We start from the raw sequence: 14,357 nt of genomic DNA on the forward strand, positions 1-14,357 counted from the left end.
GGTGAGGAGTGATCGGCAAGAAACCGTTCCTCACTCGTCACTCATCACTGATCACTCGTCACTGCTTTATGGAGCGCCCTCTCACGCAACGGTTTCGGAAGGACGGCGGGCCGCCGGGGATCTCGGACTACGAGAAGACCGGCGGCTATGAATCGGTCCGCCTGGCGCTGAAACGCCATGACCCGGCCGACGTTCAGCGGATGGTCACGGAGGCCGGCCTGCGCGGACGGGGCGGCGCCGGGTTTCCGACCGGGAAGAAATGGAGCTTCGTGCCGATGGGCGAAGACGCGCCGAGGCCCAAGTATCTCGTCGTCAACGCGGACGAGATGGAGCCCGGCACGTTCAAGGACCGCGTGCTGCTCGAAGGCGATCCACATCAGATGATCGAGGGCATGCTCGTGGCCGGCTACGCGATCGGCGCGGAGGTGGGCTACATCTTTCTCCGCGCGGAGTATCACGAGGCGGCCAAGCGGCTGGAACGGGCGATTCATGAAGCACGCGCAAAGGGCTACGTCGGCCGACGGATTCTCGGATCGGAATTCAGCTTCGACGTCTATCTGCACACGAGCGCCGGCCGTTACATCTGCGGCGAGGAAACCGCGCTGCTCAACGCCCTGGAAGGCAAGCGGGCCATCCCGCGGGCCAAGCCGCCCTTTCCGCAAACCGCCGGGCTGTGGGGGCAGCCGACCGTGGTGCAGAACGTCGAAACGCTCTACAACGTGCCGCACATCATCACTCACGGGACCGACTGGTACCGCGCCCTGGCGAAAGGCAAGGACGGCGGCACCAAAATTTATGGCGTCAGCGGCAAGGTGAAGCGGCCGGGCTGGTGGGAATTGCCGATGGGCACGACCGTGGAAGAACTGTTGTTCGACCATGCGGGCGGCATGCGGGAGGGACTGCGTTTTCGCGGGCTGCTGCCCGGCGGCGCCTCCACGGCGTTCCTCGTCGAAGAGCATCTGTCGCTGCCGATGGATTTCTCCTCGATCCCGATGTCCGTCAGCCGCATGGGTACCGGCACGATGATTGTCCTCGACGACCGCAGCTGCCCGGTCGGGCTCATGGCAAATCTTGAACGGTTCTTCGCGCAGGAATCCTGCGGCTGGTGCACCCCCTGCCGGGAAGGGCTGCCCTGGGTCTTCCGGGTTCTGGAGGCGATGGAAGCAGGCCGCGGCGTCCCGGCGGACATGGAAGTCCTGTCCGCCCATCCGGGGTTGCTGGCCTTCGGCCATACGTTTTGCGCGCTGGCCCCCGGCGCCATGGACCCGCTGTCGAGCGCCTTGAAATATTTCCGCGAGGATTTCGAGCAACACGTGAGCCAGGGGCGCTGCCCCTGGAATGCCAAATTACAAATGCACAATGTAAAAATTGGTGCCGGCACATTTTGAATTTTGAATTTTAAATTTGGCCTTTTGCATTCCGATCCCCATGGCCACGATTTTTATTGATAACAAACCCCATACCGTCGACGGCGGACAGAACTTGCTCGCCGCTTGCTTGAGCGCCGGGCTCAACCTGCCCTACTTCTGCTGGCACCCCGCCATGGGATCGGTCGGCGCCTGCCGGCAGTGCGCGGTGACACAATACAAAGACGAGCAGGACCGGGAGGGCAAGCTGGTGATGGCCTGCATGACGCCGGCGGCGGACGGCACGCGCCTCTCCATCGACGACCGCGCCGCGGCCGAGTTCCGCGCCGGCGTGATCGAATGGCTCATGATGAACCACCCGCACGACTGCCCGGTGTGCGACGAAGGCGGCGAATGTCATTTGCAGGACATGACGGTCATGACCGGCCACAACTACCGGCGCTATCGGTTTCCGAAGCGCACGTACCGCAACCAGTATTTGGGCCCCTTCATCAAGCACGACATGAACCGCTGCATCCAGTGCTACCGCTGCGTCCGGTTTTATCGCGACTACGCCGGGGGACGGGACTTCAACGTCTTCGCCTCGCACGACAACGTGTACTTCGGGCGGTACGAAGAAGGGCCGCTGGAAAACGAATTCAGCGGCAATCTGGTGGAGGTCTGCCCGACGGGCGTGTTCATCGACAACACGCTGTTCCAGCACTATACGAGAAAATGGGACCTGCAATCGGCCCAATCGATCTGCCCGCACTGCAGCCTCGGCTGCAACACGACCCCCGGCGAGCGCTACGGGATTCTTCGCCGGATCGCGAACCGCTTCAACCGTCATGTGAACGGATATTTTCTCTGCGACCGCGGGCGGTTCGGCTACGGCTATGTGAACGACGACGGCCGGATCAGGCGGCCGGCGGTCCGCGTGAAGGCCGGCGATCCGGCGAAGCCGGAGGGAACGCCGACCGTGGTGGCCTACGCGGCCGGCCTGCTGCGCCGCGCGCGGGGGCTCGTCGGCATCGGCTCGCCCCGCGCCTCGCTGGAAGCGAACGTGGCGCTCCGGTCGCTCGTCGGAGCCGAACGCTTCTCCCTCGGCCTGACCGAGCGCGACAGCCGGCTCCTGTCCACGATCCTCGACATTCTCCGCGCCGGCCCGGTTCCCGCCGCCTCGCTCCGTGAGGTCGAGGAATCCGACGCCGTGCTCGTCCTCGGCGAAGACGTGCTGAACAGCGCGCCGCGGCTCGCGCTCGCGCTGCTGCAATCCCTCCGCCAACAACCGATGGCGCGCGTCGATCGATTGAAGATCCCCCGCTGGGACGACGCCGCCGTGAGCAACGTGATTCAGGGCCGCAAGGGGCCGCTCTTTCTGGCGAGCCACCGGCGCACCTGGCTGCACGACTATGCGACCGGAGACTATCTCGCCGCGCCGGACGACGTGGCGCGCCTCGGTTTTGCGGCGGCGCATGCCGTCGACGAGCGGGCGCCCTCCGTGCCGGACCTGTCCGGCGCCGCCGGTTCGCTCGCCCCCCGCATCGCCGACGCCCTCATGGGCGCCGAGCGGCCCGTGATCGTGGCGGGCGCCGGGGGCGGATCGCGCGCCACGATCGAATCGGCGGCGAATCTCGCCTGGGCGCTGCACCGGAAAGGCAAGCCCGCGCGGCTCGCCTTCATCGTCCCGGAGTGCAACAGCCTGGGCCTCGCCATGCTGGGCGGCCGGAGCCTCGACTGGGCCTTCGATGCCATGCGCAAGGGAGAAGCGGACACGGCCATCGTGCTGGAGAACGATCTCTATCGCCGGGCGGACGAGCCGCAAGTCGGCCGGTTTCTGAGCGGCGCCCGCGGGCTGATCGCCGTCGACTCGCTCGACCATCGCACCGTCGCTCACGCCCACGTCATCCTGCCGGCCGCCACGGCGCCCGAGTCGGACGGGACGCTGGTCAACAATGAGGGCCGGGCCCAGCGGTTCTATCAGGTCTTCGTCCCGGAAGGAGACATCGCCGAAAGCTGGCGCTGGCTGCGCGAGCTGGCGCGCGCCGTCCACGCGCGGCACGATCACAACGGACCGGCCTCCTGGCGCGACTTCGACGATGCAGTGGCCGCCGTCGCCGAGACGGTCCCGGAATTCGCCGGCGTCAAGGCCGCCGCTCCACCGGCCGGCCTGCGCTTCGCGGGCGAGAAGATTCCCCGCCAGCCGGAACGGTACAGCGGGCGCACCGCCATGCTCGCCCACCTCACGGTGCACGAGCCGCCGCCGCCCGCGGATCCGGATACCGCGCTGGCGTTCTCGATGGAAGGCTATCGGGGCGGCCCCGTACCGTCTCCATTGATCCCGCAGTTTTGGGCGCCCGGCTGGAATTCGAATCAAGCCTTGCACAAGTACCAGGACGAAGTCGGAGGACCGCTGCGGGAGGAGCGGCCCGGCGTGCGGCTGATCGAGCCCGACGCGGCGGCGACGCCCCCCTGGTTCACCGGCGTCCCGAAGCCGTTCCAGCCGAAATCCCATCAATGGTTGGTCCTGCCCCTCCCGCAGATTTTCGGCGGCGAGGAGTTGAGCGCGCGATCGCCGGCCATTCAGGAGCGCATGCCGGCTCCCTTCCTACGGTTGCATCCCGCGGATGCGGCGAAGCTGGGGCTGCAGGACGGCGCGGCGATCATCCTGACCCTCGATGGACGCGCCCATCCGGCCACCGTGGCGATCGACGCCGTTACGCCAAGCGGGACGGCCGGCGTCCCGCCGCTGCCCGGCTTCTCGGCGGCCGGACTGCCCCGCTGGATCGACCTGCGCGAGGCGATTCGCGTGGAACGGAGGGCGGCGTGATGGATTGGGGCCGCACCCTGCCGACGATCGCGGCCATGCTCGGCGGCGTGCTGACGTTGAGCGCGCTGATGATCTGGGCCGAGCGCCGCCTGCTCGGCATCTGGCAGGAACGGTTCGGCCCGAACCGCGTCGGCCCCGGCGGGATTCTCCAGTCGCTCGCCGATATGATCAAGATCTTCACGAAGGAGGACTGGCTTCCCCCCTTCGCCGAGAAAGCGGTCTTCGTCTTGACGCCCGCCATCGTCGTGGTGACCACGCTCATGTCCTTTGCCGTCGTCCCGATCATGCCCGGCGTCGTCGTCGCCGACATCAACATGGGCATCCTGTTTTTCCTCGGCATGTCCGCCCTGGCGGCCTACAGCGTCATCGTCGGCGGCTGGGCGTCGAACAGCAAATTCGCGTTTCTCGGCAGCCTGCGCGCGACCGCGCAATTGTTGAGCTACGAAGTGTTCATGGGGTTGTCGCTGATGGGCTCCGTCCTGCTGACCGGCTCGTTCAACCTGACGGACATCGTGGAGGCGCAGCGTGACCTTTGGTTCATCGTCCCGCAGTTTTTCGGGTTCATCGGCTTCTTGATCGCCGGCCTGGCGGAAACGCATCGCACCCCGTTCGACGTGCCGGAGGCGGAAACGGAGCTCGTCGCCGGCTACCATGCCGAATATTCCGGGATGAAGTTCGGCATGTTTTTCGTCGGCGAATACGCCAGCGTCCTGTTGCTGTCCGCCATGATCGTGGTGCTGTATTTCGGCGGATGGCACGGCCCGCTGCTGCCCCCCGCCGTCTGGTTTCTCCTGAAGACCGCCGTGTTCGTCATCCTGATCTTTTTGATCCGCGCCACGCTGCCGCGGCTGCGCTTCGATCAGTTCCTGTCGTTCGGCTGGAAAGTCGTGATGCCGCTCGCGTTGATCAATCTGCTCGCGACGGGAGGGGTGGTGCTGTGGAGAACCAACTAATGTCTATCTCGTCTGTTTTGTCTATCTGGTCTGTCTCGTCCCACGCACCAGATAGACCAGATAGACCGAATAGACCGGACAGACCATGAAAGTCCTTCGTTCTATTTTAGATTTGCTCCTCGGTCTCTGGATCGTCTTCAAACGGACGTTCCGCAAGCCGATCACGGTGCAGTATCCCGACGAGCAACCCTACTTGCCGCCCCGCTGGCGGGGACGGATCGTGCTGACCCGCGATCCGGACGGCGAGGAGCGCTGCGTCGCCTGCTACCTTTGCGCCGTCGCCTGCCCGGTGGACTGTATCGCCCTGCAGGCGACGGAAGATCCGGCGGCGCACGACCGCCGCTATCCGGAATTCTTCCGTATCAATTTCTCGCGCTGCATCTATTGCGGCTACTGCGAAGAGGCCTGTCCGACGTACGCGATCCAGCTCACGCCTGACTTCGAGCAGAGCGAGTACGCGCGCCGGCACATGGTGTACGAAAAGGAAGATCTGTTGATCGCCGGAACGGGCAAATATCCGGGGTACAACTTTTATCGGGTGGCCGGCGTCAAGATCCGCGACAAGGACAAGGGCGAAGCGGAGAACGAATTGCCGCCGGTCGACGTGCGGAGCTTGATGCCGTGAAGAGTACCGAGACGCGAGCGCCGAGGTACGAGCGGACCGCGCATCCACTCGGTCCTCGGCCCACGAACCTTTCCTGCTGACCCATGGAACTGCTCTTCTACCTCGCCGCCGCGGTCTCGGTTCTGGCGACCGTTCGCGTCATCACGCATCTCCACGCGGTGCATGCACTGCTCTACCTCGTCGTGTCCCTGATGGCCTTGGCCGTGATCTTCTATTTGCTCGGAGCCCAGTTCGCCGCCGCGCTGGAAATCATCATCTACGCCGGTGCGATCATGGTGCTGTTCATCTTCGTGGTCATGCTGTTGAACCAAGGCCCGCGCACCATGGAGCAGGAGCGCCGCTGGCTCCGCCCCGGCATGTGGATCGGTCCCGGTCTGCTGGCTCTCGTCCTGTTGGCGGAAGTCGTCTTCATCATCGCGGCGGGAGCGGCCCCGCCGGAAGACCTGCACATGATCAGGCCGAAAGCCGTGGCGATCAGCCTCTACGGTCCCTATGTGATCGGCGTGGAGCTGGCCTCCATGCTGCTGCTGCCGGGGCTGATCGGCGCGTACCATCTCGGCCGGCGACTGACGAAGGACAGTCCCTGATGCTGACCACGCATGCGCTGATCCTCGCGATGATTCTGTTCTGCACGGGACTGGTCGGCCTGCTGGTCCGCCGCAACATTCTCTACATGCTGCTGTCCATCGAAGTCATGCTCAACGCGGCCAGCCTGGCTTTCATCGCCGCCGGCTCCCGCTGGGCGCAGCCGGACGGCCAGGTGATGTTCATGTTCATCCTGACGCTGGCGGCGGCGGAAGTCTCCGTGGCGCTCGGCATCGTGCTTCAGATTTCGTACCGGTTCAACACCCTGGACGCGGACGCCATCAGCGAGATGAAAGGGTAACGGGAAGGGTTGCTTTAGTTTCTTTGGTTTGTCTGGTTTGTCTTGTTGTGAACCAGAAAACCAAACAAACCAGATAAACCAAAGAACCAGACAAACCAGTCATGCTTCAACTACTTTCTCTCATCCCCGCCTTGCCGATGGCGGGCTTTCTGTTGCTGGCGCTTTTGGGCGGCCGCTTCTCGCGCCGCCAGATCGCCTGGACCGGTGCGGGGTCGGTCGGCATGTCGGCCTTGATCACCGGCCTCGTCGCCGTCGCCTTTCTGCGCGCGCTGCCCGAGACGATCTCCTACCGCCAAACATGGTGGACTTGGGTGGACACGTCAGGCCTGACGGCCGGCCTCTCCTGGCACCTCGACGCCTTGTCGCTCCTGATGGCGCTCGTCATCACCGGCGTCGGGTTGTTGATCCATCTCTACTCCACGGGATACATGATCGAGGAAACCCACCAGGACTATCGCCGCTTCTTCGCCTACATGAACCTGTTCGTCGCGAGCATGCTGACGCTGGTGCTCGCCGACAATCTCCTGCTGCTCTATCTCGGCTGGGAAGGCGTGGGGCTCTGCAGCTATCTGTTGATCGGCTTCTGGTATCGCCGGCCGGAGAACGGCGCGGCGGCGCAAAAGGCCTTCATCGTGACCCGCCTCGGCGACACGGCCTTCGCGATGGGGCTGTTCCTCCTGTTCACGGAGTTCAAGACCCTGTCGATCCAACAGGTCCAGACGCTCGCGGTCGAGGCCTGGCCGATCGGCTCCGGCCTGGCCATCGCCGTGGCCGCGCTGCTCCTCGGCGGGGCCGTCGGCAAATCGGCGCAGTTGCCGTTACAGGTGTGGCTGCCCGACGCCATGGCGGGCCCCACGCCGGTCAGCGCGCTGATCCACGCCGCCACGATGGTCACGGCGGGCGTCTATCTCATCGCGCGCATGCACAGCCTGTTTACGCTGGCGCCGCCGGTGCAATATGCGGTCGCGGTCATCGGGGTGCTCACGCTGCTCCTCGCCGCCTGCAGCGCGCTGGTGCAGCGGGACATCAAGCGCATTCTCGCCTATTCCACGATCAGCCAGCTCGGCTACATGTTCCTCGCGCTCGGCGTCGGCGCCTGGTCGGCCGCCCTGTTCCACTTCATGACCCACGCCTGCTTCAAGGCCCTCCTGTTCCTCGCGGCCGGCGCAGTGATCGTGAGCCTCCACCACGAACAGGATATTTTCCGCATGGGCGGCCTTCGCCGCCGCCTGCCGGTGACCTTCTGGACGTTCCTCATCGGCGCGGCGGCGCTCTCGGGCGTGCCGTTGATCACCTCGGGCTTTTACAGCAAAGACTGGATCTTGTGGTCCACCTTGTCCTCGCCGCTGGGCGGCCCGTGGCTCTGGGCCGGCGCGGCATTGGGCACGCTGTTGACCGGCCTCTATAGTTTCCGGCTGATCTTCCGCGTCTTCTTCGGCGAGGTCCGCACGGCTCCCCATGCGGCCCCCGGCACGGCCATGACGCTTCCATTGATCGTGCTGGCGGCGCTCTCGCTCGGTGTAGGGTTTTTGGAACTACCCACCACCCTCGGCGATGTGCCGTTGTTCAGCCGTTATCTCGCCCATGCATTGCCGACGATCGAAGCGCTGCCGGGCTCACAGGGCCCGAGCGAAGCGACCGAACAGGCCGCCGTCACGCTGGCGTCGCTGCTCGGCATCGGGCTCGCGGCCCTGTTCTTTCTGCGGCGCCCCGGCCTCACCGAGGCGATGGCCGGCAGCGCCTGGGGACGGACGGTGAGCGAGGTCTGGCTTCACGGATGGGGATTCGACCGATTCTACAATCTCGTCATCGTCCGGCCCTGGCAGCGGCTGACGCGCGGGCCGGGAGACGTCGTCGACCGCTTGTACGAGGCGCTGGCCGAGGCCCTCCGCTGGTCGCACGAGTCCTTCTCGCGCACGCAAACCGGCCGCGTGCGCTGGTATGCGATGACCGCGGCGGCCGGCGCATTGTTGTTGATGGGCCTCTTCGTCTTGAGATAAGGGACCTGCGCGGGACTAGAACAACCAAATAAACCAGACGAACCAAACAAACCGAACAGACCGGCTTCATCATGATCCTCTGGTCGCTCATTCTGATCCCGCTCCTCGCGGCGCCGCTCGCTTGGTTGGCCGAGAGCCGGTCGCGGGAGGCGCCCCGCCGGATCGCCGCCGGCGCCCTGGGACTCGAGCTGATCCTCTCGCTCGCGCTTTGGGGACAGGATCAATCCCTGCTCGCCGCCGGAGACGGGCGGTGGCTGCTCGCGAGCCGGGCGGAATGGATTCCCCGCTGGGGCATCGGCCTGCATCTGGCCCTCGACGGTCTGAGCGTCGTCCTCATAGTGCTGACGGCGTTTCTCGGGCTGATCGCCGTGGTCGCATCCTGGTCGGAGATCCAGGAGCGGGTGGGGTTTTTTCATTTCAATCTGCTCGTCGTCCTGAGCGGCGTGACGGGCGTCTTCGTCGCGCTCGACCTGTTCCTCTTCTTCCTGTTCTGGGAGCTCATGCTGGTCCCGATGTATCTGCTCATCGCCATCTGGGGACACGAAGGCCGGCGCTACGCCTCGTTCAAGTTCTTCCTGTTCACCCAGGCCGGCAGCCTGCTCCTGCTGATCGCCATCATCGCGCTGGCGTTGCTCCATCAACAGGCGACCGGGCGGCCCAGTTTCGACTATGCCGACCTCGCCGGCCTGGCGATTCCGCCGCGCACGGCCTGGTGGTTGATGTTGGGCTTCTTCGTTGGATTCGCCGTGAAACTCCCCGCGGTGCCGCTCCACACCTGGCTGCCGGACGCGCACACCGAGGCGCCGACGGGCGGCAGCGTCGTACTGGCGGGGCTGTTGTTGAAGACGGGCGCGTACGGCCTGCTCCGCTTCACGATTCCCCTGTTTCCCGACGCCGCGCGCGATTTCGCGCCGATTGCGATGGCGCTCGGCGCTGCGGGGATTCTCTACGGAGGGGCGCTGGCCTTCGCGCAGACGGACTTCAAGCGCCTGGTCGCCTACAGCAGCGTCAGCCACCTGGGCTTTGCGCTGCTGGGCATCTTCGCCATGACCGACCTGGCGCTCCAGGGCGCCGCCATGCAGTTGGTGGCGCACGGCGTGAGCACGGGCGCGCTCTTCCTGCTGGCGGGTGCGCTCCAAGAGCGATTGCACACGCGGGACATGCGCCGCATGGGCGGCTTATGGGCCTCGACGCCGCGGCTGGCGGCGCTCACCCTGTTTTTTGCGGTGGCGTCGTTGGGCTTACCCGGCCTGGCGAATTTCATCGGCGAATTCCTCGTGCTGTTCGGCTCCTTCGCGCGGCAGCCGATCTTCACCGTCATCGCGGCCGCCGGACTGGTGATCGCGGCGGTCTATTCGTTGGCGCTGCTGCAGCGCGCGTTTTTCGGCCCGCTGGGTGACGACCACCCCCTGCCCGATCTGTCGCGCCCGGCCTTCACCGCGCTGCTGGCGATGGCCGCCGTTCAGCTCTGGCTCGGATGGTATCCCGGCCCGGTGCTCTCGACGACCGAACCGGCGATCCGGTTTCTCATTCAGGCGCCAAACCGCTCGCTGATCCACACAACCTCCCGCGACTCTCCCTCAAACCTCGAACCTTCGAACCTCGAACTCGTTGAAGCGGAGCGCCCATGACCGCCGACGATCTCCTCGCGCTCCTGCCCATTCTCGTCCACGGAGGGCTCTGCATCGTGACGATGCTGGCCATCGCCGTCCGGAGGCACCATGCGACCATCGCCGTCCTGGCGGCCGTATCTTGTCTGCTCACGCTCGCCAGCCTGCCCGTGGCAGCCGCCGCAGCGCCGCACGCGGTCACCGCCCTCGTCATGATCGACGGCTACGCGCTGCTCTACATGGGACTGTTGCTCGCCGCGACGCTCGTCGTCATCGCCCTGTCTTATGGGTATCTGCAGCTCCATTTCGAAGCGCATGAAGAATTCGAGGAGTTCTATCTGCTGGTGCTGCTCGCCACCTTCGGCGGGCTCGTGCTGGTCTCGGCCCGGCACTTCGTGTCGCTCTTTCTCGGGCTGGAATTGATCGGCGTGTCCCTGTACAGCCTCATCGGCTACCTGCGGATCCGCCGCGGGCCGCTGGAGGCGGCGCTGAAATATCTGCTGCTGTCCGCCTCCGCCTCGGCCTTTCTGCTCTTCGGGATGGCGCTCATGTATTTCCAGACCGGAACGATGGCGTTCGGCCGGATGGGCGGCGCGCTCGGCGGAGAGGCGCCGGCGCTCTGGCTGGCCGGGTTCGTGCTGGCGCTCGTCGGCCTCGGATTCAAGCTCGGGCTCGTGCCGTTCCATCTGTGGATTCCCGACGTCTATCAAGGCGCCCCCGCCCCCATCACCGCCTATGTCGCGACGGTATCGAAGGGCGCGGTCTTCGCGCTGCTGCTCCGCTTCGTCGGCGACGTGCAGGCGCTGCAGCACGGCGCGCTCGGCGCGCTGTTCGGCCTGCTCGCCGCCGCGTCGATGATCGCCGGAAACGTCCTCGCGCTGCTGCAACACAACGTGAAGCGGCTGCTGGCCTACTCGTCGATCGCGCATCTCGGCTACCTGCTCGTCGCCCTGCTGGCCGGCGGCTCGCTGGCCCTCGAAGCCGTCACCTTCTATCTCATCGCCTACTTCATCATGACGCTGGGCGCCTTCGGCATCGTGGCGATCCTCTCCCGCGAGGACCGCGACGCCGATATGTTGGAGGATTATCGGGGCCTCTTCTGGTCCCGGCCGTGGCTCGCCGGCACGTTGACGTTGATGCTGTTGTCGCTGGCCGGCATTCCGGTGACGGTGGGGTTCGTCGGCAAGTTCTACGCGATCACGGCGGGCTTGGACGCCAGGCTGTGGTTCCTGGTGCTGCTGCTCGTCGCGAACAGCGCCATCGGCGTCTACTACTATTTGCGGCTCATCGTGGCGATGGTCGAACAGCCGGTGTGGATCGCGGGCCGGCCGGCGTCGCAATTGGAGATGGAGACTGGTTGGACGACGGTGCTCTCACTGGGATTGATGGTCTCACTCCTGCTCTGGCTGGGCCTCTATCCTGAACCGATGATCGACTTCATCCGCACCATGGTCGGCCCCCTCGCCAGCCCCGTCGCCGCCATCCCGTCTTAAGGCCGGCTCCCAGGTCTGTTCTTCTCTCTATATAATGGATAGTGGTATTGGACGTTTCCAACCTTCAATTGTTAATCCTTTACACTATCTTTGAATATCTAAGCCATTAAATCGGTGTGCTTAAATTCATGAAAAATCAGGATGGTGCAGGCTATTAGCAGGATTACCGGAATCTTAGAGAGATCGTGGCCGACACCGTTTTCAGGGAACATGCTTGAAATCTCGCGGAGGTAAAGATATAGCCGTTGCAGAGCATGAGTCTCAGTGCTAGCATTGTGCAAGCAGAAGTCCATCGAGGCTGGAAGGAGGCACACCGATGGCTCAGGTTCTTGTTCGCAATCTGACCGACACCGTCGTCGCGCGGCTCAAAAAGCGGGCCCGAAGCCGTGGCCGGTCGCTCCAGGCGGAGGTCAAAACGATTCTCGAGGAAGCCGCCAAAGAAGCCCCTGAGGATTTCTGGAAGGAAGCGGATCGAATCCGTGAACAGCTTCACCGATCAGGGCGGAAGTTCAGCGACAGCGCCGCGCTGATCCGTGAGGACCGGGACCGGTGACCGCATACGTACTCGATGCCAGCGTCGTCGTAAAATGGTTCGTTCCGGAAGATTACAGCGAGTCGGCACTGCGCTTGAAAGACGTCGATGTTCGACTCCATGCCCCCGCCTTCCTCGCATTGGAAATCGGCAACGTACTGGCCAAGAAGCGACGCCGTGGCGAGCTTTCCCTGGCAGAAGCGGAAGGTATCTGGCGGGCATTTCGTCGGGCGCCGATCCGCCGACATGCCGATGACGCGTTAGTGCTTGCCGCCTTCGATCTGACGCATCAAACTGGAACCAGCCTTTACGATAACTTGTATCTGGCTCTCGGGGTCAATCTGAACATTCCGTTCGTGACGGCCGATCGAAAATTCTATCAAGCTCTCCATACCTCGCCGCACCGCGACCGCCTCCGTTGGATCGAAGACTTATAGACGGACTTGTGCCGCCGGTGCCGCCGGCGGACTCAACATCTCAGTTCAACGCATTTCCCGTCAACGCCTGGTAGGCCTGCTGCACGGAGCCGACCGGGCTCACGTGCATCAGAAACGGGGTCTGCCAGTCCGCTTCGGCGGGATCGAACTCGTCGGGCACGAGGACGCGGCGGATGTGGGCTTCGTGGGCGGCGGCGAGCTTCAAGGAAAGGCCGCCGGCTTTGCTGATATGTCCGTCCGGCGCGATGCCGCCGGTGATGATGCGGTCCTCCAAAATCGGATCGTTCTTCGCGAAGGCGATGACCGATAAGCCGATCATCGCCGAGAGGCTGTCGCCATAGACGGTGACGTCGTGGGGCGCCGCCAAGCGGACGGTCCAGGAGTCCGGTGAAAGCCGGGCCGCCCGCGCGGCGCGATAGATCGCCTGCTGCACCGAGGTCTGGGCCTTTGGAGAAAACTTGCCGCCGCCGCTGGGAAACTGCACCATCAGCCCGCTCCGGTCGGCGCGCTCTTCGAAGCGCAGCGTGACCCGCGTGACCACGCCGACTGGTCCGGAATCCGACAACGTCACTCCAAGAATGGGGATCAAGCGTTCATGCCGGACGAGGGGCGCGCCGATCGATCCCTCCGCCACAGGCATCGGACCGAGCAGCGCGCCGCACAGCATCACGGCGGCGAGACTATTCCATCTGGGCACCTGCGCCGACATGCCGCACCCCCTTCACGCGGTCTTCCGCTTCGCTTCCCGCTCCGCTCGGCCTTTTTTGCCCTGCGCCCCGGTCCGCCGGTCTTTGGCTTTTTCCTCCACGCTGCGCTTCAGGAGCGCCATGAGGTCGACGACTTCGCCGCGGGCCGGCCGCTCCTCTTCGGCTTCCGCCGGCTCCGTGATCGTCTCCGTTTGGCCGGCCTCGATCCGCTTTTCGATCAGCGCCATCAGATCTTCGTGATAGGTGTCCCGATAGCGGTCGGGCTGCCAGGCTTCCGTCATCCCGTCGACCAGCTTCGTCGCCATTTCGATCTCCCGCGGCGAGACGCCCACGGCCGCGAGATCGCGGGACGGCAGGTCGAATTCGTCGGCCGCGCGGATTTCGCCGGCATACCGCAGCGTGTTCATGACGATGACGTCGTCCATCGGCAGCAGGGCCGCGACATATTGCCTGGTGCGGATGACGACGTTGGCGATGCCCACCTTCCCCGTCTCCCGCAGCGTCTCCCGCAGGAGGGCATAGCCCTTGTGCCCGCGCTTGTCGGGCGCGAGATAGTACGGCGTTTCGAAGTACAGCGGCGCGATCTCTTTCCCGTCGACGAAGCTGAGAATCTCCACCGTCTGCGTCGCCTCGACGTTGGCCCGCTTGAAATCCTCTTCGGTCAGCACCACGTAGCGGTCTTTTTCGTACTCGTAGCCTTTGACGATATCGTCCCACGACACGTCCTCGCCGGTCTCCTTGTTGTACCGCTTGAACCCCACCGGCTTCATCGCCCGGCGGTCCAGCATCGTGAGGTCGAAATTGTTCCGCTTCTCGGCCGAGTACAACCCGACCGGAATGTGGACCAGCCCGAAACTGATGGCGCCTTTCCACAATGTGCGAGGCATAGATCTCCTCGGAACGTGATCAGTGATGAGTGATGGGTGATGAACAGTCGA

General features: G+C 64.7%; 13 protein-coding genes. 11 read left to right on the forward strand and 2 right to left on the reverse strand.

Annotated features, from left to right (window positions below; all coding sequences use genetic code 11):
* The first annotated feature begins 68 nt into the window (after positions 1-68).
* The 11 genes from nuoF to NITMOv2_RS12895 all read left to right on the forward strand — a co-directional run bounded on the left by nuoF (position 69) and on the right by NITMOv2_RS12895 (position 12,712).
* Positions 69-1,388 carry an NADH-quinone oxidoreductase subunit NuoF gene (gene nuoF, locus NITMOv2_RS12840; protein ID WP_053380251.1) on the forward strand — a complete coding sequence of 440 codons (1,320 nt, stop codon included), beginning with the start codon at positions 69-71 and terminating at the stop codon, positions 1,386-1,388.
* Positions 1,389-1,428: 40 nt separating this feature from the next.
* A complete protein-coding gene (nuoG, locus tag NITMOv2_RS12845) occupies positions 1,429-4,176 on the forward strand; it encodes an NADH-quinone oxidoreductase subunit NuoG (protein ID WP_053380252.1) in 2,748 nt (915 codons plus the stop codon).
* Positions 4,176-5,129 (forward strand): NADH-quinone oxidoreductase subunit NuoH, encoded by a 954-nt coding sequence (nuoH, locus tag NITMOv2_RS12850; RefSeq protein WP_053380253.1) that lies wholly within the window; start codon positions 4,176-4,178, stop codon positions 5,127-5,129. Before nuoG ends, nuoH begins: the two co-directional genes overlap by 1 nt.
* 85 nt (positions 5,130-5,214) lie before the next feature.
* Entirely contained in the window at positions 5,215-5,754 is a 540-nt protein-coding gene (gene nuoI, locus NITMOv2_RS12855; RefSeq protein WP_053380254.1) for an NADH-quinone oxidoreductase subunit NuoI, read from the forward strand.
* 83 nt (positions 5,755-5,837) lie between these two features.
* Complete coding sequence (nuoJ, locus tag NITMOv2_RS12860; RefSeq protein WP_053380255.1) at positions 5,838-6,341, forward strand: NADH-quinone oxidoreductase subunit J; 504 nt, start codon at positions 5,838-5,840, stop codon at positions 6,339-6,341.
* Entirely contained in the window at positions 6,341-6,640 is a 300-nt protein-coding gene (gene nuoK / locus NITMOv2_RS12865; RefSeq protein ID WP_053380256.1) for an NADH-quinone oxidoreductase subunit NuoK, read from the forward strand. Before nuoJ ends, nuoK begins: the two co-directional genes overlap by 1 nt.
* A gap of 101 nt (positions 6,641-6,741) precedes the next feature.
* Positions 6,742-8,640, forward strand: coding sequence for an NADH-quinone oxidoreductase subunit L (gene nuoL, locus NITMOv2_RS12870; RefSeq protein WP_053380257.1), 1,899 nt, complete (start codon positions 6,742-6,744; stop codon positions 8,638-8,640).
* Positions 8,641-8,711: 71 nt separating this feature from the next.
* Complete coding sequence (nuoM, locus tag NITMOv2_RS12875) at positions 8,712-10,271, forward strand: NADH-quinone oxidoreductase subunit M (protein WP_083447990.1); 1,560 nt, start codon at positions 8,712-8,714, stop codon at positions 10,269-10,271.
* Entirely contained in the window at positions 10,268-11,743 is a 1,476-nt protein-coding gene (locus tag NITMOv2_RS12880; protein WP_053380258.1) for an NADH-quinone oxidoreductase subunit N, read from the forward strand. Before nuoM ends, NITMOv2_RS12880 begins: the two co-directional genes overlap by 4 nt.
* Before the next feature lie 316 nt (positions 11,744-12,059).
* A complete protein-coding gene (locus NITMOv2_RS12890) occupies positions 12,060-12,296 on the forward strand; it encodes a FitA-like ribbon-helix-helix domain-containing protein (RefSeq protein ID WP_053380260.1) in 237 nt (78 codons plus the stop codon).
* Positions 12,293-12,712: a type II toxin-antitoxin system VapC family toxin gene (locus NITMOv2_RS12895; RefSeq protein WP_053380261.1), complete on the forward strand. Its 420-nt coding sequence runs from the start codon at positions 12,293-12,295 to the stop codon at positions 12,710-12,712. Before NITMOv2_RS12890 ends, NITMOv2_RS12895 begins: the two co-directional genes overlap by 4 nt.
* A gap of 40 nt (positions 12,713-12,752) precedes the next feature.
* Here the strand turns inward: NITMOv2_RS12895 and NITMOv2_RS12900 are convergent, their stop codons facing one another.
* Positions 12,753-13,421 carry a S16 family serine protease gene (locus NITMOv2_RS12900; RefSeq protein WP_053380262.1) on the reverse strand — a complete coding sequence of 223 codons (669 nt, stop codon included), beginning with the start codon at positions 13,419-13,421 and terminating at the stop codon, positions 12,753-12,755.
* 12 nt (positions 13,422-13,433) lie between these two features.
* Complete coding sequence (gene ku / locus NITMOv2_RS12905; protein WP_053380263.1) at positions 13,434-14,306, reverse strand: non-homologous end joining protein Ku; 873 nt, start codon at positions 14,304-14,306, stop codon at positions 13,434-13,436.
* Positions 14,307-14,357 lie beyond the last annotated feature (51 nt).

The organism is Nitrospira moscoviensis, from assembly GCF_001273775.1.
GTDB lineage: Bacteria > Nitrospirota > Nitrospiria > Nitrospirales > Nitrospiraceae > Nitrospira_D > Nitrospira_D moscoviensis.